The organism is Streptomyces sp. NPDC047081 (genome assembly GCF_040643775.1).
Lineage (GTDB): Bacteria > Actinomycetota > Actinomycetes > Streptomycetales > Streptomycetaceae > Streptomyces.
In genome coordinates this window covers 328,499-352,235 of record NZ_JBEYUY010000006.1, presented here as the reverse complement: position 1 = coordinate 352,235, position 23,737 = coordinate 328,499, and the positions used below count along the sequence as shown (strand labels likewise).

The window sequence follows — 23,737 nt, the reverse complement described above, 5'->3', positions numbered from 1 at the left end:
CTCCTATCATCGGGACCGACTCGGGCTCGGGAACGGCAATGAGGCAGGCGAGGTGGACTACGCGAGGCGGGGCGTGGCGGGGGTCCGCAATGTCCGATGAGCCGTCACCGTCTGCTGCGGGGGACCACGTCGACGGCCGGGCGAGCACGTTCCACGGCCCTGTCCTCGGCAAAGGCACCCAGAACAACGACTACCGGACCATCGTCAACGGTGCTGCCTCCACAGACGCGGAACACGAACTGGCCGCTCGGGTTCATCGCTGGATCAGGAGAGAGGTCCAGGCGCGCGCACTGGAGAACCCCAGCCCGATTCGCGTCACCCTGTCGACGACCCGGCGTCGCGTCCAGGCGAGGGCCGACGTGCTGCTGCCCTCGGTCTCCGGGCAGAGCGAGGGCAGCGAAGCGCGGCTGGAGCTGAAGGGCGATGTCACCCGGATTGCGGAGCTGGTGCGCGGACTGCGTCGCCGTCAGCTGGTGGTGCTGGGCGAGCCCGGCACCGGGAAGAGCGTGGCGGCGCTGCTGCTCACCTGGCAGTGGCTGGAATCGCGGCGGCCGGACGAGCCGGTGCCCGTGCTGCTGCCGCTGTCGTCCTGGCGCCCCGGTGTGGACCTGCGGGCATGGATCGTCCGGCAGGTCATCCAGCTGGTCGAGCACCGCTCGCCTCGTGCCCGGAGGAGTCGATTACGGCCGGGGGCCGTGGAACGACTGCTCGACGACCACCGGGTGATGCTGGTCCTGGACGGACTGGACGAGCTGCCCGCGCCGGTGCGCGCCCAGGCGGTGAAGGCCATCGACCAGGAGGCCATCGGTGACGCCCACCTCGTCGTGACCTGCAGGGGCGACGAGTACCAGGCCCTCGTCGAAGACAGTAACCGCTTCTTCACCAAGGCCGCCGTCGTGGAACTCGAACCGGTACGGCTCGACGCGGCGCACGACTTCCTCCTCGGCTCGTACCCGGAGAGCGGCAGCCACTGGGCGGAAGTGTTCGAGGAACTCCGGGCCCGGCCCCGAGCACCGTTGGCAGAGGTGCTGGCCAACCCGCTGATGCTGTATCTGGCCCGTACCGCCTATGACTCACCCGAAAGGGACCCGCGGGAACTTCTCGACCCGAAGAGGTTCGGGAAGCCCGCGGCTCTGGAGGGGCACCTGCTGAAGCGGTACGTCCCGACCGTCTACTCCCAGGAACCCGACAACGGCAGAACATACCGGCCGAAGCAGGCTGGGCGGTGGCTCGCATATCTGGCCCGTCAGATGCGAAGAGCCGGCACCCTCGACTTCGCGTGGTGGCAGATCGACCCCCGCATCCCAGGACTGCTCTACGGCGTCGTCAGCGGCTGCACCTGGGGCTGGCCGCTTTTCAAGCTGTACGACGCGATAGGCGTGTTCGTGGGCGTTCTCATGGGCTTTTTCGGTGCCGCCGCCTATGTGCTGCCTCGTCGCCAGGCGACCCGGGTCTACATCGAAGAGGGGCGAAGACCGAGACACACGCTGCGCCAGTACAAATACATGGCCTGGACCTCGGCCGTGGTCGTCGCAGTGGGAACCGCTACGGCCGTACACGCCCTGCTGACCGCCGAGTTCGGAACGGGGGCGGGCAGCTCGCTGCCGTACGGAGTGGGTGGCGCTTTCGGATTTGCCACGCTTCTCGGATCCACCTGGGGCACCTACCGGCTGTCGCACGCGCTCCTCGCCGTGACGGGAAGGCTTCCCTGGCGGCTCATGAAGTTCCTCGACGACGCCCACGCGCGCGGAGTGCTGCGGGAGACCGGCGCGGCGCATCAGTTCAGGCACGTGCGTCTGCAACGGCGGTTGAGCGGCGCTTCGTCGTCCGGTCCGGCCGCTGCCGCCTTCCCGGCCGGACAGGAGCCCGTGGCGTCCGAACCGGGAGTGCGCCGTCTGAAACACCTCGCGTTGCCGTTCGCCTCGGCCTTGAGCAGGGCGTTTCGCACGCTTGCCGTAGCCGGGGGAATCGCGGCGATGCTTGCCGTGACGGCCCCGACGGGAGGAGGACTGGCCTATCACTCCGGTGACAGGGCCGAAGAGGTGCGCAGTGCGATGTGCTGGGGGGGAGAGTCCTGCTTTTGGAGGACGGACTCCCTCACCTGGCGTCTTCCCCCGGGTTCGGTCCGCCGCACGGAACTCTACAACGAGCAGCAATGGACGCTGACCGTCGTCTCGCTCCACGGAGAGCTTGCAACGAGAGGGTGTGCCGGCGCGACCGTCGAAGTCGTCCTGACCATTGACGGCGTCCGGCTCGATCCGTTTGCCGTGGCCGACGGGAAACGCGAGGCGAGTTCGGCCGCTCGAATCCCTCGTGCCATCGAGTTCGACCGGGGGCAGGTCACCGTCGTACTCCGCAGGGTCGACAAGAAGCCCTGCACGGTCACGTTCTCCTGGCGCGATCCCGGTGTCGAGCAGGACGTCGTCAAGGACGGCAGAAGACGTCTGGGCGAGTGAGGAACGCGGCCTCAGCCCTGAATCGCGCGGGCCGGCGTGCGGCGGCGGCCCGACCAGAACGCCACCGCCACGCCCGAGACCAGGCCGATCAGATGCGCCTGCCAGCTGACGCCCGACTGCGTGGGAGCGAGGCCCGCCAGTATCGCGCCGCCCCAGACCGCGCCGACCAGCAGGCCGGCCACGATGCCCAGCGGGCGGCGTTCCACGAAGCCGGTGATCAGGAGGTATCCGAAGAGGCCGAAGATCAGGCCGGAGGCGCCCGCGGTGTTGGTGTGCGCCGGGGCTATGAGCCACACACCGATACCGTCCGCCACGATGATCACCGCGCAGACCGCGGCGAACCGGCGCAGCCCGCCGAGCGCCGCCAGGAAGCCCATGACCAGCAGCGGAATGCTGTTCGCGGCCACATGGGCGAAGCCGAAGTGGATGAACGCGGCCGGGACGACGTCCACCAGCTCGGAGGGTTCGCGCGGGGTGATTCCCAGGCCGTCCAGCGCGTGGCCGCTGATCACGTCCACCACTTCCAGCAGCCACAGCAGCGCGACCCAGCCCACCATCAGCTTGGCCGCGGCCTTCGCGCGCTCGCCGCGCGAGAACTCAAGTCCGGTACCTGTCATGGCAACCCCCCGACGACACACTCGCCTGTTGGTGAAACGGCCAGACCCCCTCGACCGGTTCCCACCCTCCGTCGCCGGATAGGCTCGGTGTCGTGAACCCAGTCAAGCCAGGAGAGACGCGGCGTACGCCTTGGATCGTAGGGGTGTCCGGCGCTTCCGGCACCCCGTATGCCGCATCGGTCCTGCGCGCTCTCCTCGACGCCGGCGAGAGCGTGGACCTGGTCGTCAGCCGGGCCTCGCGGCTCACCCTCCTGGACGAGACCGCGATCTCCTTCCGGGACGCCCACTGGCAGGACGACCTGCGGGAATGGCTCTCCCGGGGCGCCGACGGGAAGCCTGGCGTGTACGAGGCGGAGCTCGACCGGGTCCGGTACTGGAGCGCCGGCGACCTGGCGGCGGGCCCGTCCTCGGGGTCGTACCCCACGAAGGGCATGCTGATCGTGCCGGCCTCGACCGCGTGCGTGGCGGGTGTCGCGCTCGGCCTGTCGAAGGACCTGCTGCAACGCGCGGCGAGCGTCACGCTCAAGGAGCGCCGCCCGCTCGTGGTGGCCGTACGGGAGACCCCGCTGAACGGCCAGACCCTGCGTCATCTGGTGACCCTGGACGACCTGGGCGCCGCCGTGGTCCCCACCTCGCCCGCCTTCTACGCGGGCGCCACCCACATCCAGGACCTGGTGGACTTCGTCGCCGGACGCGTCCTCGACGCGGCGGGCGTCGAGCACACGCTGTACCGGCGCTGGAAGGGCGAACTGGGCGGCGGGGACGCCGAGTAGCCCGGCATGTCGCAGTACCTCTCATCACTTCGGGAACTTTTCAGCGGAAGGCAACGAATCGCATGGACGCGGTGGACAGGCAGCTCATTCAGGCCCTGAGGGAGAACGGCCGGGCCTCCTACGCGGAGCTGGGGCGCCTGGTCGGCCTGTCGGGACCCAGTGTCACCGACCGCATCAACCGGCTGGAGGCGGCCGGTGTCATCACCGGTTACCGCGCCACCGTCGACGCCGCCTCGCTCGGCCTCGGCGTCACCGCGCTGATCGGCATCTCGCTCTCCGACGCGGCCGACCACGAGGACGTGGCCCGGCGGCTGAAGGACCTCACCGAGATCGAGGACTGCTGGTTCATCGCGGGCGACGACTCGTACATGCTCAAGGTGCGGGCGAACGACGTGGACGGCCTGGAGAAGACCATCCGCCGCCTGTCCGGCACCAAGGGCGTCTCCCGCACCCGCACCACCATCGTCCTCTCCACGAAGTGGGAGAACCGGGTCGGAGCACTGCCCGAAGAGGCGTAGCCGTACGGTGGGACAGGCTGTCGTAGGAGAAAGGTGACCCCATGGACGTCGGGCTCAAGCGCGAGCTGGAGCAGAAGGTCAGGGCCGGTGAGCGGCTGAGCCGTGAGGACGGCGTCGCGCTGTACGAGTCGGACGACCTGGCCTGGCTGGGCGGGCTGGCGCACGAGGTGCGGACCCGTAAGAACGGTGACGTGGTGCACTTCAACGTCAACCGGCACCTCAACATGACCAACGTGTGCACCGCCTCCTGCGCCTACTGCTCCTTCCAGCGCAAGCCGGGGGAGAAGGACGCGTACACGATGCGCATCGAGGAGGCGGTGAAGCTCGCCAAGGCGATGGAGAGCGAGAACCTCACCGAGCTGCACATCGTCAACGGGCTGCACCCCAATCTGCCGTGGCGCTACTACCCGCGCTCCCTGCGGGAGTTGAAGGCCGCCCTGCCGGACGTCTCTCTGAAGGCTTTCACGGCCACCGAGATCCACCACTTCGAGACGATCAGCGGGCTCAGCGCGTCCGAGATCCTCGACGAGCTCATCGACGCCGGACTGGAGTCGCTGACCGGCGGCGGCGCCGAGATCTTCGACTGGGAGGTCCGGCAGCACATCGTGGACCACCGGACGCACTGGGAGGACTGGTCCCGCATCCACCGGCTGGCGCACGAGAAGGGTCTGAAGACCCCGTGCACCATGCTGTACGGCCACATCGAGGAGCCGCGCCACCGCGTCGACCACGTGCTGCGGCTGCGCGAGCTCCAGGACGAGACCGGCGGCTTCCAGGTCTTCATCCCGCTGCGCTACCAGCACGACTTCGTGGACATGAAGGACGGCAAGGTCCGCAACCGCCTCCAGGCCCAAACCCAGATGGCCACCGGCGCCGAGGCCCTGAAGACCTTCGCCGTCTCCCGGCTCCTCTTCGACAACGTCCCGCACGTCAAGGTCTTCTGGGTCATGCACGGCGTCCAGACGGCCCAGCTCGCCCTGCTGCACGGCGCCGACGACATGGACGGCTCGGTCGTCGAGTACAAGATCACCCACGACGCGGACAACTTCGGCACGCCGAACAAGCTGACCCGCGAGGACCTGCTGGACCTGATCCGGGACGCTGGCTTCCGGCCGGTGGAGCGCAACACGCGGTACGAGATCATCCGGGAGTACGACGGTCCGGACCCCGCCCGCAGGGAGTCGCCGCAGCCGATGCGGGTCTGACACCGGGGGTACTCGTCCGGCATGAGTGCCGAGGACGAGTACACCGCCGAACCCTTCGTTCCGCAGCGCGGCGGCCTTCCGGCGCTCCGCAGGGCCGCCGCGGACTGCCACGGCTGCCCCCTCCACCGGGACGCCACCCAGACCGTCTTCGGCGAAGGCAACGCCCACGCGCGCGTGATGCTCGTCGGCGAGCAGCCCGGCGACCAGGAGGACCGCCAGGGCAAGCCCTTCGTGGGCCCCGCCGGAAAGCTCCTCGACCGCGCGCTGGCGGAAGCCGGCATCGACCCCGTCGACGCGTACGTCACCAACGCCGTCAAGCACTTCAAGTTCACGCGGGCAGAGCCCCGCAAGCGCCGTATCCACAAGGCGCCGAGCCTGCGGGAGATGACGGCCTGCGGGCCCTGGCTGGCCGCCGAGCTGGCCGTCGTGGAGCCGGAGCTGATCGTGGTGCTCGGGGCGACCGCCGGGAAGGCGCTGCTGGGGTCGTCGTTCCGGGTCACGCAGGTGCGGGGGAGCGTGCTGGAGGAGGAGATCCACGGGCGGCGGGAGCGGCTCGTGCCCACCGTGCACCCCTCGTCCGTGCTGCGCGCGGACGACCGGGAGGCCGCGTACCGGGGGCTGGTCTCGGATCTCGAAACGGCCGCGCGCGTTCTGTCGTAATGGTTACTATGACCACGTGTCCCTTACCTTCACTCTCGACCCGGCCGTCACTCCCGAGCTCCGCGACGGCGTCCTCGACCTGTGGACGGACGTCTCCAACGCGGGCGGTGCCGTCGGCTTCGTACCGCCGGTCACGCGCGAGACGGTCCGGCCGGAGCTGCTCAAGCACCTGGTCGGGATGAGCGAGGGCCGCACCAGACTGGTGGTCGGGCACGACGAGGACGGGCGGGTGGCCGCGACCGCGTTCATCGCCTTCAACACGCACCGGCTGATGACCCACTGGGTGTGGCTCTACACGGTGATGGTGCACCCCTCGCACCACGGCAAGGGTTACGGCCGTGACCTGCTGGCCGCCGCCGCGGACGCCGCGCGCGGGCTCGACGGCGTCGAGGCGATCCGGCTCACCTGCCGCGGCGGGCTCGGCCTGGAGCGGTTCTACGGCTCCTGCGGCTACAAGGAGGTCGGCCGGATACCCGGCGCGATCCGTGTCGCGCCCGGCGACGACCGCGACGACGTGATCATGCTGCTGCCGCTCGGCTGAGCCCCGCCTTCAAGATCGGGTGCCGGGCGTGCTTCACTGGACGATGCCCTTTGGGAATGTTCGTACCGTTGACGGAAGAGTGGATTGAGATGCTCCGCTACACGCTGATGCGCCTCGGGATCTTCGCGGGCTGCTTCGTGGTCGTCTGGGGCCTTGTCTACTCCGGCATCGTCCCGCGCGGCTACGGCGCCTCCAACGGCATGTGGCTCGTCCTGCTGGCGCTGGTGATCTCCGCCCCGATCAGCTTCGTCGTGCTGCGCAAGGAGCGCGACCGCGCTTCGGTGAAGGTCGTCCAGCGGGTCGACCGGATCAAGGCCGGCTTCGAGGCGAGCGCGGCCCAGGAGGACGGCGCGGACGACGCGGCCCGCTCGCAGGGACAGGCTCCGCAGGCCTCGTAAACGGGCATCGCGGGCCCCTTGAGGGGGCCTTGAGGGGGTTGCACACGCCCCGGCGCAATTACGCTGTGCCGCATGGGTGCCGTGAAGACCAAGCGGATGCCGCGGGCGGTCCGTGAGCAGCAGATGCTGGATGCCGCCGTGCGGACGTTCGGTCAGCGTGGGTACATGGCCGCGTCGATGGACGAGATCGCCGAACTGGCGGGCGTGTCCAAGCCGTTGGTGTACCTGTACCTGAACTCCAAGGAAGACCTGTTCACGGCCTGCATCCGGCGCGAGGCCAAGGCGCTGGTCGCGGCGGTGCGGGCCGGGGTGCACGCGGAGCTGCCCGCCGACCGCCAACTCTGGGAAGGGCTGCGGGCGTTCTTCACGCACACCGGCCGGAACCCGGACGGCTGGGCGGTGCTGCACCTCCAGGCCCGAACCCGGGAGCCCTTCGCGGCCGAGGTGACGGCGATGCGCGAGGAGATCGTCGCGTTCGTGACGGAGCTGATCGCGGTCGCCGCGCGGGAGGCCCACCGCGACCCCGACCTCCCCGAGCGCGAGGTCGCGGGCCTCGCCGAGGCGCTGGTGGGCGCCGCCGAGTCGCTGGCCGCGTGGGCCAACGCGACGCCCGGCGTCACCGCGCGGCAGGCCGCGGCCACCCTGATGAACTTCGCCTGGGCCGGGCTCGGCAACCTGATGGAGGGGCGGCCCTGGTCACCCCCGCAGGAGGCGGAGCAGTCCGTCCGGTGACGCGGCCGCGTCGACGACGTCCACGCCGCATCCCGCGAGCAGCGACGCGAGAGCGGGGGCGGGGCGCAGGGTGACGAGGCGGGACGCCACCGGGCCGCGCAACAGCTCTGTCTCCAGGGCCGCTTCGGGCCGTACGACGTCCAGCCCGCCCCGTGCGGCCAGTCGGCGCAGGCGCTGGTCGCTCTCGCGGGGGTGGGCGAAGTAGCGCTCGGCGTTGAGCCGGTGGGCGAGCGTGGCGACCTCGTCCACGGGGACGCCCGGTGCGCCCACGAGATCGGTGCCGGACAGCACGTCGGGGAGCCCGAACCGCCGCCGCAGCCAGCCGTGTCCCGGCCCGCGCGCCTCGACGACGTCCCGCGCCCCCGCCGCCACCAGCAGCCGCAACGCTCGCGAACAGGACGCCCCTAGGACGACCCGCCCGGCCCGGGCCAGCCGAGGAGCGAGCGCGAGCGTCGACCCGTACAACCCGACCGGTACCCCCTCGCTCCGGGCCAGCCGTGCCGTGCACCACAGCTGCTCCCGAGTCCGGGCGTGACGCGGCAGCACCACCGCGACCTCGCACCCCGACCCGTCCCGCTCACCCCACTCCAACACCTCCAGCAGCCCACGGACGGAGTCGGCCACCGCGAACCCGGTCCCACCCGTCACGACCCCGGCGGCCACCTGCGTGACGGCACCCGCCGAAGCGCCACGCCCCGTCACACCGACCCCCAGCGGCGCAGTGCCGGTGCCACTCTCCGGTGGCCCACTCGGTACAGCCTCTTCGCGCCGCGGCGGGCCGCCGTGCGGACCGCGCCGCGTACGCCGCCGGTGGCGGCCGGAGTGGCTGCCGGCATGGGGTTTCCCTTTTCGTCGAGGCCGTGGCGGGTGAGGATCGGCAGGAGGTAGGGGCCGGCCGAGCTCGTGGTGTAGTACGGGCGCAGGGGCGGCAGGTGAGGCAGGGCGCGCAGCTCGGCGAGGCGGGCGCGGGCCGCCGCGTAGGGGTCGGTCCTGCCGATGCCCTGTGCCGCCGCCCATTCGGGACGCGGCATCGGCAGCGCGCCCGCGTCGAGGTCGTCCCAGGAGGCGAGACAGCCGGAGTGGAGGAAGTAGTGGTTGCCGTGCGCCTCGCGGACGCCGCAGTCGGTCAGGATCGCCGTGGGGATGCCGCGGTGCATGGACTCCAGGGCGGCCGTGGAGCTGACGGTGACCAGCAGGTCGGTGCGGTCGAGGACCTCGGCCATGTTGCCGTAGACCAGCCGGAGGTTGTCCGGGGCGGGCTCGGACAGCCGCTCGACCAGGAGTTGGTACGGGTCCGCCTCGACGTGCGTGGTCTGCTCGCCCGGCAGACTGCGCAGCTTGACCAGCACCTCGCGGTCGGGATGACGGCGGGCGTGCCTGGCGGCCCGCTCCAGGAGGTGCAGCCGGGCGCTCCGATCCTTCGGCACCGAGGGCTGCACGGCGAAGGTGACGGTGAAGGGCCGGTCGGGAGAGGGCCGGTGGGGCTCGCCGGTCAGGAACGGCAGGGCGCACTCCACCACCGACTCCGGGTCCACGCCGACCGAGTCGAAGGCGCGGGCGAAACGGGCCGCGTCGTACGCCGAGTTGGCGAGGACGATGTCCGTGCCCGCGCGGGTCAGCAGTCCGTCGACCATCTTCTCGTAGACGACCCCGACGTATCCGCTCACCGTGATCGGTCGTCGCTCGCGTCCCTCCCAGGCCGCCCCGAGGGCGTGGGTGAGGGCGAGGACCGTGCCGCCGGCGACGGCCAGGACGACCAGGTCGGCGGCGGCCAGTTCCTTGTCGCCGGTGAGCTCGGCGACCGTCGCCTCGCGGCGCGTGTCGGGCTCGATGCCGACCTCGGCGAGCTGCCGCTCGGTGGGCGTGGAGCGGCCCCGCAGGAACACGGCGTCCAGCGCGTGCTCCGGGGCGAGCTGCCGCGCCACCGAGGCGCCCCATTTCCAGCGGGTGTCGGAGTCCGCGACTACGGCGATGCGTCTGTGAGACATGCCCGGAGGCTAGGAACGGCCCCTGAACGCCGGCTGGGTCTTCCCTGTGGGAATCGCTGCGCAGATGAGTGCCGACTGTGAGAAATCGGCCAACTCGCCTGACCGAAAACGGCTGTCCGAAACCGCCTGAAGTGAATGGACGGCAGGTGTTCGTCTGTTGTTCATCAAGGCCGGCGGCAGGAAGACGCTACGGCAGCGGATCCACCCGCCCGCTCACGTGCACGCGCTCACCGCTCCCGCGCAGCTCGAACCGGCCGCCCTCCGCCCCGTACGTCACCGTCCCCGGCAGCAGCACCGGCGCCCGGAACTCCGCCCGCACCCGCACCGCGTCCGGCGCCCCGTGCGCGGCGAGGCAGCGGGCGACCGTCCACATGCCGTGCGCGATGGCCCGGGGGAAGCCGAAGAGGCGGGCGGTGAGCGGATGCAGGTGGATGGGATTCCGGTCCCCGGACGCGGCACCGTAACGCCGCCCGACATCGCCACCGAGCCGCCACTCGGCGACGGTGGGCAGCGGGCACGCCTCGGGATCCGGCCGCCTCTCACCCCCGGACACCTCACCATCCGTCGTCCGATGCCGCGCCAGATACGTGCTCCGCGACTCCCACACGACCTCCCCGCCGGCCCGCATCTCCGTGATCACCGAGGCTTCCGTGCCGCGCCTGTGCGCGCCCAACCCTCCGATGTGCACGGAGAGTTCGTACTCCCCGGTGGCCGCGGGAGCCCGCCGTTGCGTGATGTCGATCGACGTGTGGACCAGGCCGAGCAGCGGCAGCGGGAAGCCCCGGCAGCTCATCAGCCGCATGGCCAGCGGAAAGCCCAGGACATGCGGGTACGTCAGCGGCAGCGCGTCCGCGCCGGTCGCGAAGCCGCAGACCCGTTCGTACGCGGCCAGCCGGGCCAGATCGATGCGCAGAACCGGCAGGACGAGCCGGTCGTGGGGGAAGTCGGCGTCCGGGCGCGGGCGCTTGAAGGGGGAGAGCAGCGCGCCCCGGGCGAGCAGCGGCCCGAGTGCGGGGGCGCCGGGCAGGACCACGGACATCGACATCACGCCCCCAGCAGGCTCTGGCCGCAGACCCGTACCACCTGCCCGTTGACCGCCCCCGAGGCCGGGTGCGCGAGCCAGGCGGTGGTCTCGGCGACGTCGGCCGGAAGACCGCCCTGGGCAAGGGAGTTCATACGGCGGCCGGCCTCGCGGATGAGGAGCGGGACCGCCGCCGTCATCTTCGTCTCGATGAAGCCGGGAGCGACCGCGTTCACCGTCACCCCGTGCTCGGCGAGCGCCCGCGGCGCGAGGGAGCGGACCAGCCCGACGACCCCCGCCTTGCTCGCGCCGTAGTTCGTCTGGCCCGCGTTGCCCGCGAGCCCGGCGATCGACGCGGTGGCCACGATCCGCCCGCCCCGCTTCAGCGTCCCCGCCTTCAGCAGGGCGTCCGTCGTACGCAGCACACTCGCGAGATTCACGTCGAGCACCGAACTCCAGCGCTCGGTGGGCATGTTGACCAGCCGCCGGTCCCGGGTGATCCCCGCGTTGTGGATCAACACGTCGAGCCCGTCGGGAAGTTCGGCGGCGATCCGCTCACCCGCGTCCTCGGTGGTGATGTCGAGCGCGAGCACGCTCCCGCCGAGATGCTCGGCGACCCGCCGCGCGTCGTCCACGGCCTGCGGAGTGTCGAGTACGACGACCCGGGCCCCGTCCCTGGCCAGCGCCTCGGCGACGGCCTCACCGATGCCGCGGGCGCCGCCGGTGACGAGCGCGGTGCGCCCGGCGAGGGGCCGCTCCCAGTCCACGCCGGAGCCCTGACCCGCCGCCCCGACCTCGATCACCTGCCCGCTGACGTAGGCCGACCTGGGGGAGAGCAGAAACCGCAGCGTCGACTCCGCGGCCCCGGCATCCGCCGCGAGCCGCACGAGATTCACGGTCCGCCCCCGCCCGATCTCCTTGCCGAGCGAGCGCACGAACCCCTCCAGCGCCTGCTGGACGGCGGCCTGGTGATGGTCGGCAGGGTCGAGCGGCGAGCCGAGGACGACGATCCGCCCGCTGTTCGCGACCGACCGCACGACCGGGTGGAGCGCCGCGTGCACCCCGGCCAGCCCGTCGACGTCCCGCACACCGGTCGCGTCCAGGACGACCGCGGCGGGCCGCTCGCCGCCGGTACCGAGCCCCGTACGGGAAAGCACGGGAGCGAGGTCGAGGTCGGATCGGCCGGCCGTGAGGTGGAGCAAGTCGCCGTCGAGGGACGGGCGTTGGGGTGACCAGCGGTGCAGCGGGGCCGGTTGCGGCAGGCCGAGTCTGCGGGTCAGGAAGCGGCCGGGCGCGGTGCCCGTGAAGCGCAGATAGCGGTCGGCCATGTCCTTCTCCCCACACGGATCCTCTTCTTACTCCGGAGTCAGGTTACCCGAGGTAAGTCGCGGTCGGGAGTTGAAAAACGTTCACCATACCGGCCGGTAGGGCGCTTTCGGCCAGAAAAGCCCCCACACTGCACATCCCCGACGCATCCCCGCCGCCGGACGACCTCGGAACCCTCACCGGGTCATCACGCGAGAGCCGTACGATCGCCATCCCCTGACCTGCGGCAACTCCCCCGCAGGGCAACTCCGTTGAACCTCTGGAGTCGCCCGTGTCCATCTCGCACCACTCCGCCGTTCCCGCGGTCCACGCCACGACGTACGACGGCACCCCGGTCCTCGTGGAGCCCGAGATCCGGCGGCTGGACGGCGAGGTGCGCGAGGTCTCCGTGCCGCCCTTCGTCCCGCCGCTGACGCACGGCTCGCTCGCGGACCTGCCCTTCGACAACGTTCGCATCGCACCGGAGAGCAAGGTCCTCAGCAGGCGCGACGAGTCGGGTCGGTGGACGGACGTGACGGCGGCCGGTTTCGCCGTCGAGGTGCTGGGCGTGGCGAAGGGGCTGATCGCCGAGGGCCTGGTGCCGGGCGACCGCATCGCCGTCATGGCGCGGACCGTCTACGAGTGGACGGTCCTCGACTTCGCCGCATGGGCCGCGGGCCTGGTCGTGGTCCCGATCTACCCGACCTCCTCCCTCTTCCAGACCCGCTGGATCCTCCAGGACTCCGGCGCGGTGGCGCTGGTGACGGAGACGGCGGCCCAGGCGGCGGCCCTCGGCCCGGAGCTCGACCGCCTCCCCGACCTGCGCCACCTCTGGGTCATCGAGAAGGCCCACGTCGAGCGCCTGGCGGAGCGCGGCGAGCAGGTGCCGGACCAGGAGGTCGCCGTACGACGGGGAATGCTGGGCCCCGACACCCTCGCCACCGTCGTCTACACCTCCGGCACCACCGGTCGCCCCAAGGGCTGCGCGATCACGCACGGCAACTTCCTGGCCGAGGTCGACAACGCGATCGAGCTCCTCTACCCCGTCTTCCGCGCGCGGCACAGCGAGGAGGCGTCGATCCTGCACTTCCTGCCCATGTCGCACATCTTCGGCCGCATGGTCGCCGTCGCCTGCGTCCGCGCCCGCGTCCGCCTGGGCCACGCCCCGAGCCTGAAGTCGGACGAACTCCTCCCCGACCTCGCGAGCTTCAAGCCCACCTGCCTGATCGCCATCCCGTACATGCTGGAGAAGATCTACAACGTGGCCCGCGCCAGGGCCGAGGCCGGCGGCCGGGTGACGGCCTTCGACCGCGCGGCGGGCGTGGCGCGACGGTACGGCGAGGCGCGGGAGGCCCGGCACGCGGGCACGGGCTCCGGCCCGAGCGCGGCCCTGAAAGCGGCCCGCACGTTCTACGACCCCCTGGTCTACCGCCGTATCCGCAACGCCATGGGCGGCAGGGTCCGTTACATGATCTGCGGCGGCTCCCCGCTCGGCCGCGGCCTCTCCGCGTTCTACGCGGGCGCGGGCATCGAGATATACGAGGGCTACGGCCTGACCGAGACGACCGGCGCGGCGACGGTCACCCCGCCGCTCAAACCCCGCCTGGGCACGGTCGGTTGGCCGCTCCCCGGCACGAAGGTCCGCATAGCGGCCGACGGCGAGATCCTGCTGGCCGGTGACCACGTCCTGCGCGGCTACTGGGAGCCGAACGCGGGCGGGGTGGTCCCGGCGACGGTCGACGGCTGGCTCGCCACGGGCGACCTCGGCCACCTGGACGACGAGGGCTATCTCCACATCACCGGCCGCAAGAAGGAGATGCTGATCACCGCGGGCGGCAAGAGCGTGGCCCCGGCACCGCTGGAGAACTGGCTCCGCGCCCACCCTCTGATCTCCCAGGTCATGGTGGTGGGAGACGCCCGCCCCTACATAGGCGCCCTCATCACCCTCGACATGGAGGGCGTGAGCCACTGGCGCCGCATGAACGACAAGCATCCGGTCCCGGCGGAACTCCTCCTGGACGACCCGGACTTGAGGGCGGTGCTGCAACGAGCGGTGGACGAGGCGAACAAGCTGGTGTCGAGGCCGGAGTCGATCCGCCGCTTCACGGTCCTCCCGGTGGACTTCACGGAGGAGGCGGGCCACTTGACCCCGTCGATGAAGCTGAAGAGGGAGGCGATCGCGGAGGAGTTCGGGGACCAGATAGAGCGGCTGTACGGCTCACAGTGAAGCCGCAGACAAACCACCGGACCATCCCCGAAAACGCACCAACTCCTCACTCCCGGCCCGTACGATTCCCGGTCTAACCCGCGGTAACCCCCAGCCGCCCCACCGCCGGTGAACGTCTCGGTACGAACTGCACGTATCTGTACAGCAGAGCGGAACCGAGCTGCACGCACGCCCCAGGAGCTGCCATGTCCGTGCCCGTGCCCTATCCGTCCGCGTCCGACTACGACGGCGTCCCCCAGCTGGTGGAGCCCGAGATCCGGCGGCTGGACGGCGAAGTGCGCGAGGTCTCGGTCCCGCCGCTCGTCCCGCCCGCCACCCACGGCTCGCTGGCCGACCTGCCGTTCGACAACGCGGACACGGCCCCGGACGCACGCGTGCTCAGCCGCCGTACCGAGGACGGGGACTGGACGGACGTCTCGGCGGCGGAGTTCGCCGCCCAGGTCCGCGCCCTCGCCAAGGGCCTGATCTCGGAGGGCCTGGTCGCCGGCGACCGTATCGCCGTCATGGCCCGCACGATCTACGAGTGGACGCTCCTCGACTTCGCCGCGTGGGCCGCGGGCCTGGTCACCGTCCCCATCTACCCCACCTCCTCCGTCTACCAGACCCGCTGGATCCTCCAGGACTCCGGCGCGGTGGCGCTGGTGACGGAGACGGCGTCCCAAGCGGCGGCGCTGGGGCCGGAGTTGAGCCACCTGCCCGATCTGCGGCACATGTGGATCGTCGAGAAGGGGCACCTGGACCGGCTCACCGAGCTCGGGCAGAACGTGCCCGACCAGGAGGTCGAGGTGCGGCGCGGCATGCTCGTGCCGGACACGCTCGCCACGATCATCTACACCTCGGGCACCACCGGCCGCCCCAAGGGCTGTGTCCTCACCCACGGCAACTTCCTGGCGGAGGTCGACAACGCGATCGAGCTCCTCTACCCCATCTTCAAGTCGAAGGCGGACGACCCCTCCACCCTGCTCTTCCTGCCCATGTCCCACGTCTTCGGCCGCATGGTGGCGATCGCGTGCGTCCGCGCCCGGGTCCGCCTCGGGCACGCACCGAGCCTTCAGGCGGAGGACCTGCTGGCGGACCTGGCCGCCTTCCGGCCGACGTTTCTGCTGGTCATCCCGTACATGCTGGAGAAGGTGTACAACAACGCCCGGGCCAAGGCGGAGGGCGGCGGCCGGGTGTCCGTGTTCGACCGCGCCGCGAAGACCGCCGTGCGCTGGGCGGAGGCGACGGAGGCCCGGCACGCCGGCACGGGCTCCGGCCCGAGCGCGGCCCTGAAGGCGGCCCGCACCTTCTACGACCCCCTCGTCTACCGCCGTATCCGCAACGCGATGGGCGGCAGGATCCGCCACATCATCAGCGGCGGCTCCCCGCTCGGCCGCCGCCTGGCCGCCTTCTACGCGGGGGCGGGCATGGAGATATACGAGGGGTACGGCCTGACCGAGTCCACCGCCGCGGCCACGGTCACCCCACCCCTCAAGTCCCGTCTGGACACGGTCGGCTGGCCGCTGCCCGGCACCCGGGTCCGGATCGCGGCGGACGGGGAGATCCTGCTCAGCGGCGGGCAGGTGTTCCGCGGCTACTGGGACCCGCACGGCGGCGGGGTGATCCCGTCCTCGGCCGACGGCTGGTTCCCCACGGGCGACCTCGGCCGCCTCGACGACCAGGGCTATCTGACCATCACCGGCCGCAAGAAGGAGATCCTGATCACGGCGGGCGGCAAGAACATGGCCCCGGCCCCGCTGGAGAACTGGCTCCGCCAGCACCCGCTCATCTCCCAGGTCATGGTCGTCGGCGACCGCCGCCCCTTCATCGCGGCCCTCGTCACCCTCGACCTGGACGGCATCAGCCACTGGCGCCGGATGAACGGCAGGCATCCCGTCCCGGCCGAACTCCTCGTGGACGACGAGGACTTGAGGGCGGTACTGCAACGGGCCGTGGACGAGGCGAACAAGCTGGTGTCGCGTCCCGAGTCGATCCGCCGCTTCGCGATCCTGCCCCGCGACTTCACCGAGGCCGAGGGCCACCTGACCCCGTCGATGAAGCTCCGCCGGGAGACCGTCCTGCGGGACTTCTCCGCGGAGGTCGAGAGCCTGTACGAGCGGTGAGCCGCCGCTGCTTGTGAAGCTTTGGTGGTTCCGGGTTACATCGCATCGAAACGTTTGCGTTTCGCTGTCTTGGGTGTCTAGGTTAGCGGTACGAAACCGTTTCGGACTGATACGGGTCCGGGCACCCCAAGCCCCATGAGGGGAGCACCAACGTGGAAGTCATCCCGGCCGCCACCACCGCCCAGGCCGGGCCGCCCGGTCACACGCAAGCCCCGTCGAAGCACCGCTGGTGGGCGCTGGCCGTGATCGGCCTCGCCCAGCTCATGGTCGTTCTCGACGCCACGATCGTGAACATCGCGCTGCCATCCGCACAGCAGGACCTGGGCTTCGACAACAACGGCCGGCAGTGGATCGTCACCGCCTACTCCCTGGCCTTCGGCAGTCTGCTGCTGCTCGGCGGCCGGCTCGCCGACCTCTTCGGCCGCAAGACGACGTTCATCGTCGGCATCGTCGGCTTCGCCGCCGCCTCCGCGCTCGGCGGCGCCGCCAACGGCTTCACCATGCTGGTCGTCGCGCGCGCGGTGCAGGGCCTGTTCGGCGCCCTGCTCGCACCGGCGGCGCTCTCCCTGCTGACGACGACCTTCACCGAACCCAGGGAACGCGCCAGGGCGTTCGGGATATTCGGCGCCATCGCCGGTTCCGGCGCGGCCGTCGGCCTGGTCCTCGGCGGTCTGCTCACCGAGTACCTGGACTGGCGCTGGACGCTGTACGTCAACGACGTCATCGCGGTTCCCGCGCTGATCGGCGCCGTCGTCCTCCTCGGCCGCTCCCTCCCGGCCGAGCGGCCCAAGCTGGACATCCTCGGAGTCGTCCTGGTCTCCGGCGGCCTCTTCGGCGTCGTCTACGGCTTCGCCAACGCGGAGACGCACGACTGGGACAACTGGATGACCTGGGGCTTCCTGGCCGCGGGCGCCGTGTTCCTGGTGGCGTTCTTCCTCTGGCAGACCCGCGCGAAGCACCCGGTGCTGCCGCTGCGCGTCCTGGCCGACCGCGACCGCGCCGCCGCCCTGTCGACCATCCTCATCTCGTCCGCCGGCATGTTCGGCGTCTTCCTCTTCCTGACCTACTACCTCCAGGGGACGCTGGGCTACTCGCCGGTCAAGAACGGCGTGGCCTTCCTGCCGATGGTGGCCGCGCTGATGGTCCTGGCGCAGCTGTCCACCAACGTGCTGGTACCGAGGATCGGCCCCAAGATCGTCGTACCCACCGGCATGCTGCTCGCCGTCGGCGGCATGATCTGGCTGACCCGCCTCGACCTGGACAGCGGTTACGCGGCCCATGTGCTGGGTCCGCTGCTGCTGCTCGGCGCCGGGCTCGGCATGTCGATGCCCGCGGCGATGAGCTACGCCACCCTGGGTGTGCAGGCGAGCGACCAGGGCGTGGCCTCGGCGGCACTCAACACCACCCAGCAGGTGGGCGGTTCGATCAGTACGGCCCTGCTCAACACCCTGGCCGCCACCGCCGCCACCAACTACGCGAAGGACCACCTGTCGGATCCGCTGGTCAAGGCGAACGCGGCGCTGCACAGCTACGAGGTCGCCTACTGGTGGTCGGCCGGCTTCTTCGCCTTCGCCGTGATCGTCACGGCACTGCTCTTCCGCGCGAAGAGGAGCGCGGGCGAGCCGGCGGAGGCGGCCGAGGTGGCCGAGGTGACCAGGGCGGGCGAGCCGACCGGGCCGAAGGCCGCTGCCCCGGCCACCCTGCCGGCGGCCGCCGCCGGTACGGCCGTCCTGCGCGGACAGGTGCGCGACGGTACGGGCGCACCCGTACCCCGCACCGCGATCACCCTGCTGGACAACTCGGGCCGTCAGCTGGCCCGCGCCCTCTCCGGCGAGGACGGTTCGTACGCCGTGGACACCGCCGAGCGCGGCAGCCTGGTGCTCATCGGCTCTGCGCCCGGTCACCAGCCACAGGTCGTGACGCTGACCCTCAACGGCGCGCCCGTCTCCCACGACCTGGTGATCCTGCCCAGCCCGGGCGGCCTGGCCGGGACGGTGCGCGGCGGCGACGGCGAGGCGCTGCCCGGCGCGCTGGTGGTGGCCACGGACGAGCGCGGTGACGTGACCGCCTCCACCACCACGGTGATGGACGGCGGCTACCGGATCGACGAGCTGCTGCCCGGCGACTACACGCTCAGCGTGAGCGCGCCCGGTCACCGCCCGGCCGCCGTGCCGGTCACCGTGACGACCGAGACCGCCCGCTGCGACATCGGGATGTCCGTCGCGGCGACGCTGCGGGGCACGGTGCACACCCCGGACGGGCGGGCGCTGGACGACGCCCGGGTCACGCTGATCGACGCCGCCGGCAACGTCGTGGGGACGCGCACCACGAGCGTCGACGGCGGCTACGCCTTCACGGACCTCGCCGGCGAGCAGTACACGGTGATCGCCAGCGGCTACCCGCCGGTGGCCACGCAGGTCACGCTGGACGGCGGCCGGGACGGCGTCGACATCCTGCTGGGCCACAAGGAGTCGTAACCCCACGAGCCCCCATGCGGCAGCGTCCGTCACCCGGTCCTCCCGGGCGGCGGACGCTGTCGTATGCGCGTCGTGAACTGTCAGGCCACCGGCGGCAGTTGCTCCCCCTGCACGGCCTGGATGTCGAGCTCCACGCGCAGGGTGGCGCCGATGGCCGCGATGCCCGCCCGGACGACCTGGTTGTAGTTCATGGCGAAGTCCTCGCGCCGCAGTTCGGTGGTGGCGCGGAAGGACGCCCGCACGCCGCCCCACGGGTCGGGGCCGGTGCCCAGGTAGGAGAGGTCCAGATCGACGGGCCGGGCCACGCCGTGCAGGGCGAGTTCGCCGTGCACGGTCCAGCGGGCCTCGCCGGCCGGGCTGATGCCCGTGCTGCGGAAGGTGATCTTCGGGTGGACGTCCACGTCGAGGAAGTCCGCGGAGCGCAGGTGCCCGTCGCGCATCCCGTTGCCGGTGTCGATGGAGGAGGCCTCGATGACGGCCTCCACGCTGGACGCCAACGGATTCTCCGCGACCTCGATACGCCCCCCGAACTCCTTGAACCGGCCGTGCACACTGGTCAACCCGAGGTGCTGGGCGACCGCGCTCACCGTGGAGTGCGCCGGGTCGATCGTCCACGGCCCGGGCGGCGGCAGCTCCATGCCCCCGGCGCGGGCCAGCACGAGCGAGCCGAGGTCGGCGCCGCCGGAGGCGGTCACGATGGCGGTGGAGGCGACGGGGGCGTAGCCGACGGCGGTGACGATCACGGTGTACGTCCCCGGCGCCAGCGCGTCGGTCACCACCGCGCCCTCCGGCGAGGCCTCCTGGCGCAGCGTCTGCCGGCCCGCCACGTCGGTGACGGTCAGCACGGCGTGCGGGACCGCCCAGCCGTCCTTGGTCCGGAGCCGGGCCCGCAGCCCGCCCGCTCGGGTGGTGGTCATGGTCGCTGCCTCTCGACGTGCCGAGCACCGGAAACGCCACCGCCAAGGTGAACGATACGGTTTCGTACAACCAGCCTACGCCTCAGCGGTCCAGCCCGAAACCGGCCTCCGCGCCTGCCTGACGGATGTACCACTCGGTGGACAGCAGCCGGGCCCGTTCGCCCGGCGTCAGCGCCGCGAGCCGTCCCGGCAGCGCTCCCCGCGCCACCTCGCTGCGGTGCGCCATGACGGCATCGGCCTTCCGCTCCACCCACGGCCCGACGTCGACGACCGTCGTGACCCACGCGTCCGGCACACTGAACATCGCCCGGCCCGGCCGCGACAGCACGCTGCCCAACTCCCGCGCGGCGGAGTCGGGATGGGTGGCGAGATACAGAGCGCTCGGCTCCCACGCGTCCCCGGCCTCCGGGTACAGTCGCCTCCACCCCGCCGCCTGTACGGCGAGCACGGTCACCCGGTGGGTGTGGACGTGGTCGGGATGGCCGCTGAGATTGCCGTACGCGTCATGCGTGACGACGATGTCGGGCCGGAACTCCCGGATGTGCGCGACCAGTTGCCCCACGACCTCGTCGAGCGGCGCGTCGAGGAGCCGGGCCGCACCCGGCGCCGACTCCGGCACGCGGGCGTCGGCGTACCCGAGCATGCGCGGCTCCCCGGCCCCGAGAATCCGCAACGCCTCCGCCAACTCCACGGCACGTCCGGTGCCTTCGGCCCAGGTCGCCGTCACGACCGCGGTCCGCGCCCCCGATCCGGCGTGCCGGGCGAGCAGACCGCCCGCGATCAGGGATTCGTCGTCGGGGTGGGCGAAGACCGCGAGGAGGCGGGGGAGGGGGAGATCGGGCATGGCGACGAGCTTCTCAGTAACACAGGAGCAGCGTCTCCGTGCACCCGATGTCCCGACCGCTGCCGGCTCACGAGTTCACCGCGCGCCGCCGCGTGCAGGGTGATCAGAAGCGGCTCCCCACTGCCACGGGCTCCCCGCTGTCACAGCCTCCCGCTCTCACGCCCCGAACCGCTCCGGGCGGAAGTCCGCGAGCATCTCGTCCCTCCTCCCGGTGAGGATCTCCGAGGCCAGCAGTCGGCCGAGCACCGGCCCGAGCGTGATGCCGCTGTGGGAGACGGCCTCGTAGTAGCCGGGCACGGAAGGCACGGCTCCCACCGAGGGGAAACCGTCGGCGGGGATGGGCCGTTCGGCCACCCGGGTCCGTGCGATACGGCACTCGCCGAGCTCCGGAACCACCTGCCGAGCCGCCTCCTGGAGCAGCCGCGCGAGCTCCGCCGCCTCCGCCCCCGTGTCGATCAGCGCGTCGATCTCACGGCTGTGGAGCACCACCGACCCGTCCCCGTCCGGGCGGATCTCGACGTGCGGCGCGTGCATGGCCCGGCGGATCGGCACCTCGGCACAGGCGATCCGGGTGACCACGCCGGGCTCCCGGCGCATCGGCAACTGCCGTGCGACGAGCCCGGCGACCAGGGAGGCCCCGGGCCCCGCCGCGTTCACGACCGCGTCGACGTCGAGACGGCTCCCGTCCGCCAGGGTCACCGTCCGGACGGTCCCGTCGCCGCCGATGCCGATGTCGCGCACGGCCGTACCGAACCGCCTTTCGGCACCGGACTCGACGGCCCGCCCGACCAGACGGCCGACGAGCTGCCGCCCGTGCACCCAGGCCTCGGCGGGATAGAACAGCACCGGAGCGCTGTCGGGCACCGCGAGAGCGGGTTCGAGGTCACGGCGTACCTCGGCTCCCGTGCGCACCTCGACGCGGTAGCCCCAGGCGGCGAGCAGCTCGGCCGTCTCCAGGAACCTCGCCTCCGCCGCGGGGTCGCCGGCCCAGCGCAGATGGCCGGTGGGATGCCACCACGAGTCCGGCCCGACGGCGTCCGCGAGCTCGCGGTACGCCGTCATGCCCGCGACGTTGAGGTCGAAGTAGGACCTGCGCCGGGTCTTGTTGCTCGCGTTGACCCACGAGAAGGACCAGTTGGTGACCCCCTCGCCCGGCTGCCCCGCGTCGACGAGGACCACGTCGGCTCCGCGCCGCGCCAGGTTCCAGCCCACGCAGGCCCCGAGCACACCCACGCCGACGACGGCCACCCGTAAGGACCCCGACGAGTGACGCCCGCTCAGCATCGCCGTACGTCCTGCGTCAGCACCCCCTGCTCGGTCGCGAGCGAATGGTCGTAGCAGACCCCGTCGCCCCGCAGCCGGTACCGCTCACCCGTGGTCGCCACCGCCTGCCGGTCCTCCCGGGCCACACCCAGCGTGAAGTTCGCGTCGCCGTTGTACGTGTCGTCCATCCGCACTCCACCTAGCCGCGCGTGGTCCCCGATGGCCATGACGACCCGCAGCCGGTTGGCGGCGTCGATCGTGGCGCGTCCGTCGAGGGTGTAGGTGCGGTCGGTGCGGGTGGCACGGCCGTTGACGGTGACCTTCTGGTCGTCGGTCCAACTGCCCTTCAGGTCATCGGTGTTCTCGTCGGGCGTCCACTGGTGGTCGATGGACGTACCCAGCGTCCGCTCCACCGTGGTCGTCACCCGCCCGTGGGAGGTGTTGACATACCCGGAGACGGAGAGCCGGTCGCTGCCGGTGGTGGTGAGCGTGCGCAGGTCACCGTCCTGGTAGCTGTTGCTCACGGCGGGCTCCGCGCTCTCGTACGACGTCACCGCGCCCGTGACGACCGACCGGTGCGCGTCCTGCCACACGAGGATGTTCGTCGGCGCGCTCCACCCGGTCTGCCCGGCCGGCACACCCAGCACGGACACGTCCACCGTGTGCGCCTTGCCGTCGTTCAACTCCCCGGCGAACGGCGTGAGATCGAACCGCAGCGGCCGTACGTCGAAGGCGGTGGGGGACGGAATCACCGACCAGAGGTACGGCGACCAGCCACCGGTCCACACGTTCGGATACGGCGACGCGATCCCGGCCACCTTCCCGTCGATCTTCACCTCCACCTCCCGGTACGGGCCGTCGTCCCCGCCCTTGCAGGAGTACGACGCCGACGAGGTGACCGCCGTGTACCAGAACTCCTCGCACCCGCCGCCCGATCCGGTCGCGTACACCTCGGCGAGGATGCGCTCGGAGTTGCGGGGCGTGGTGAGGGAGGCGCCGGTGGTGACGCTGTCGCCGTCGCTGAGCGGGATGACCTGGTCGGGGGCGTCGGGGGTGCGGCCGTGCTGGGGCGCGTAGAAGGTGAGCGTCACCTTGACGTTCAGCACGCCGGTGTAGGTGTCGTTGACAACGTTGCCTATGAGCATGTCCACGGACTGCGTGCTGCTCAGCGTCTTCGCGTACTGCGTGACGTCCTTCTCGACGGACCAGTCGATCCCGTCCTGCGAGGGCTCCGGGGTGGAGGTCCGGAAGACCTGCACGCCGCCGATGTCCAGATACCCGAGGCGGTCGTACTGCCGCCCCTTCACGTTCCCGTCCATCCGCAGCACGACCTTCGACCAACGGCCGGGCGCCCCGCACCCCGTGGGCGGCGTGTATGTCCCCGTGTACGGAGTGAAGTCCTTGAACTGCGCCTCGGCGACCGTGACCGAGCAGGACTTGGTGTGCGGCTTGGCTATGGGCGGGGCGGCGGTGACGGGGTCGTGGTAATCGGTGCCGAAGACGGGCGGAACGGTCTGTGCCGATGCGGGACCCAGGGCCAGGCCGAGGGAGGTGAGGGCGGCGGCCAGGACGGTGACCGTCCGTCTCACACACGTCAGAGGTCTAGTCATGTCTCAGTGATGTCCTGCGGTGAACAAATACGCAAGCGTACTTGGCACAACCATTACCCGACGCGGAGAGTCTCCTTGCTACC

General features: G+C 71.3%; 20 protein-coding genes. 11 read left to right on the top strand and 9 right to left on the bottom strand.

Features of this window, described 5'->3' with window-relative positions; genetic code table 11:
• Nucleotides 1-89 precede the first annotated feature (89 nt).
• A complete protein-coding gene (locus tag ABZ848_RS14560) occupies nucleotides 90-2,456 on the top strand; it encodes an NACHT domain-containing protein (RefSeq protein ID WP_360830670.1) in 2,367 nt (788 codons plus the stop codon).
• A gap of 11 nt (nucleotides 2,457-2,467) precedes the next feature.
• On the opposite strand, the gene ABZ848_RS14555 is transcribed toward ABZ848_RS14560, so the two are convergent.
• Entirely contained in the window at nucleotides 2,468-3,073 is a 606-nt protein-coding gene (locus tag ABZ848_RS14555; RefSeq protein ID WP_360830667.1) for a rhomboid family intramembrane serine protease, read from the bottom strand.
• A 92-nt stretch (nucleotides 3,074-3,165) separates the two neighbouring features.
• On the opposite strand from ABZ848_RS14555, the gene ABZ848_RS14550 reads away from it, so the two are divergent.
• The 7 genes from ABZ848_RS14550 (at nucleotide 3,166) to ABZ848_RS14520 (ending at nucleotide 7,900) form a co-directional block, all read left to right on the top strand.
• Nucleotides 3,166-3,846 carry a UbiX family flavin prenyltransferase gene (locus ABZ848_RS14550; RefSeq protein ID WP_360830665.1) on the top strand — a complete coding sequence of 227 codons (681 nt, stop codon included), beginning with the start codon at nucleotides 3,166-3,168 and terminating at the stop codon, nucleotides 3,844-3,846.
• 62 nt (nucleotides 3,847-3,908) lie between these two features.
• A complete protein-coding gene (locus ABZ848_RS14545; protein WP_242777970.1) occupies nucleotides 3,909-4,364 on the top strand; it encodes an Lrp/AsnC family transcriptional regulator in 456 nt (151 codons plus the stop codon).
• Between the two features lie 41 nt (nucleotides 4,365-4,405).
• Complete coding sequence (gene mqnE, locus ABZ848_RS14540) at nucleotides 4,406-5,569, top strand: aminofutalosine synthase MqnE (protein ID WP_360830662.1); 1,164 nt, start codon at nucleotides 4,406-4,408, stop codon at nucleotides 5,567-5,569.
• Between the two features lie 21 nt (nucleotides 5,570-5,590).
• Nucleotides 5,591-6,229, top strand: coding sequence for a UdgX family uracil-DNA binding protein (locus ABZ848_RS14535; protein WP_360830659.1), 639 nt, complete (start codon nucleotides 5,591-5,593; stop codon nucleotides 6,227-6,229).
• A 16-nt stretch (nucleotides 6,230-6,245) separates the two neighbouring features.
• Entirely contained in the window at nucleotides 6,246-6,770 is a 525-nt protein-coding gene (locus ABZ848_RS14530; protein ID WP_242777964.1) for a GNAT family N-acetyltransferase, read from the top strand.
• 89 nt (nucleotides 6,771-6,859) lie between these two features.
• Nucleotides 6,860-7,168, top strand: a complete 309-nt coding sequence (locus ABZ848_RS14525; protein ID WP_360830656.1) for a DUF4229 domain-containing protein — start codon at nucleotides 6,860-6,862, stop codon at nucleotides 7,166-7,168.
• Nucleotides 7,169-7,240: 72 nt separating this feature from the next.
• Nucleotides 7,241-7,900 carry a TetR/AcrR family transcriptional regulator gene (locus ABZ848_RS14520; protein ID WP_360830653.1) on the top strand — a complete coding sequence of 220 codons (660 nt, stop codon included), beginning with the start codon at nucleotides 7,241-7,243 and terminating at the stop codon, nucleotides 7,898-7,900.
• Here ABZ848_RS14520 and ABZ848_RS14515 read toward each other — a convergent pair.
• From ABZ848_RS14515 to ABZ848_RS14500, 4 genes are all read right to left on the bottom strand, one after another.
• Nucleotides 7,865-8,548 (bottom strand): hypothetical protein, encoded by a 684-nt coding sequence (locus tag ABZ848_RS14515; RefSeq protein ID WP_360830650.1) that lies wholly within the window; start codon nucleotides 8,546-8,548, stop codon nucleotides 7,865-7,867. The genes ABZ848_RS14520 and ABZ848_RS14515 overlap by 36 nt on opposite strands.
• 50 nt (nucleotides 8,549-8,598) lie before the next feature.
• Nucleotides 8,599-9,888 carry a DUF6716 putative glycosyltransferase gene (locus tag ABZ848_RS14510; RefSeq protein ID WP_360830647.1) on the bottom strand — a complete coding sequence of 430 codons (1,290 nt, stop codon included), beginning with the start codon at nucleotides 9,886-9,888 and terminating at the stop codon, nucleotides 8,599-8,601.
• A gap of 187 nt (nucleotides 9,889-10,075) precedes the next feature.
• Nucleotides 10,076-10,927, bottom strand: coding sequence for a MaoC/PaaZ C-terminal domain-containing protein (locus ABZ848_RS14505; RefSeq protein WP_360830956.1), 852 nt, complete (start codon nucleotides 10,925-10,927; stop codon nucleotides 10,076-10,078).
• A gap of 5 nt (nucleotides 10,928-10,932) precedes the next feature.
• The gene (locus tag ABZ848_RS14500) at nucleotides 10,933-12,237 is read right to left on the bottom strand and encodes a 3-oxoacyl-ACP reductase (RefSeq protein ID WP_360830643.1); all 1,305 of its coding nucleotides are present in this window, start codon (nucleotides 12,235-12,237) and stop codon (nucleotides 10,933-10,935) included.
• Between the two features lie 269 nt (nucleotides 12,238-12,506).
• Between ABZ848_RS14500 and ABZ848_RS14495 the strand changes: the two genes are divergently transcribed.
• From ABZ848_RS14495 to ABZ848_RS14485, 3 genes are all read left to right on the top strand, one after another.
• Nucleotides 12,507-14,441, top strand: a complete 1,935-nt coding sequence (locus tag ABZ848_RS14495) for an AMP-binding protein (RefSeq protein WP_360830641.1) — start codon at nucleotides 12,507-12,509, stop codon at nucleotides 14,439-14,441.
• Between the two features lie 185 nt (nucleotides 14,442-14,626).
• Nucleotides 14,627-16,543: an AMP-dependent synthetase/ligase gene (locus tag ABZ848_RS14490; RefSeq protein WP_360830638.1), complete on the top strand. Its 1,917-nt coding sequence runs from the start codon at nucleotides 14,627-14,629 to the stop codon at nucleotides 16,541-16,543.
• Nucleotides 16,544-16,704: 161 nt separating this feature from the next.
• On the top strand, nucleotides 16,705-19,020 hold the full coding sequence (locus ABZ848_RS14485) for an MFS transporter (protein ID WP_360830953.1): 2,316 nt from the start codon (nucleotides 16,705-16,707) through the stop codon (nucleotides 19,018-19,020).
• Nucleotides 19,021-19,100: 80 nt separating this feature from the next.
• Here the strand turns inward: ABZ848_RS14485 and ABZ848_RS14480 are convergent, their stop codons facing one another.
• The 4 genes from ABZ848_RS14480 to ABZ848_RS14465 form a co-directional block, all read right to left on the bottom strand.
• Nucleotides 19,101-19,937: a YceI family protein gene (locus tag ABZ848_RS14480; RefSeq protein WP_360830635.1), complete on the bottom strand. Its 837-nt coding sequence runs from the start codon at nucleotides 19,935-19,937 to the stop codon at nucleotides 19,101-19,103.
• An 82-nt stretch (nucleotides 19,938-20,019) separates the two neighbouring features.
• The gene (locus ABZ848_RS14475) at nucleotides 20,020-20,781 is read right to left on the bottom strand and encodes a PIG-L deacetylase family protein (protein ID WP_360830632.1); all 762 of its coding nucleotides are present in this window, start codon (nucleotides 20,779-20,781) and stop codon (nucleotides 20,020-20,022) included.
• Between the two features lie 156 nt (nucleotides 20,782-20,937).
• Nucleotides 20,938-22,065 carry an FAD-dependent oxidoreductase gene (locus ABZ848_RS14470; protein ID WP_360830629.1) on the bottom strand — a complete coding sequence of 376 codons (1,128 nt, stop codon included), beginning with the start codon at nucleotides 22,063-22,065 and terminating at the stop codon, nucleotides 20,938-20,940.
• Nucleotides 22,059-23,654, bottom strand: coding sequence for a peptide-N4-asparagine amidase (locus ABZ848_RS14465; RefSeq protein WP_360830626.1), 1,596 nt, complete (start codon nucleotides 23,652-23,654; stop codon nucleotides 22,059-22,061). Before ABZ848_RS14465 ends, ABZ848_RS14470 begins: the two co-directional genes overlap by 7 nt.
• Nucleotides 23,655-23,737: the final 83 nt, after the last annotated feature.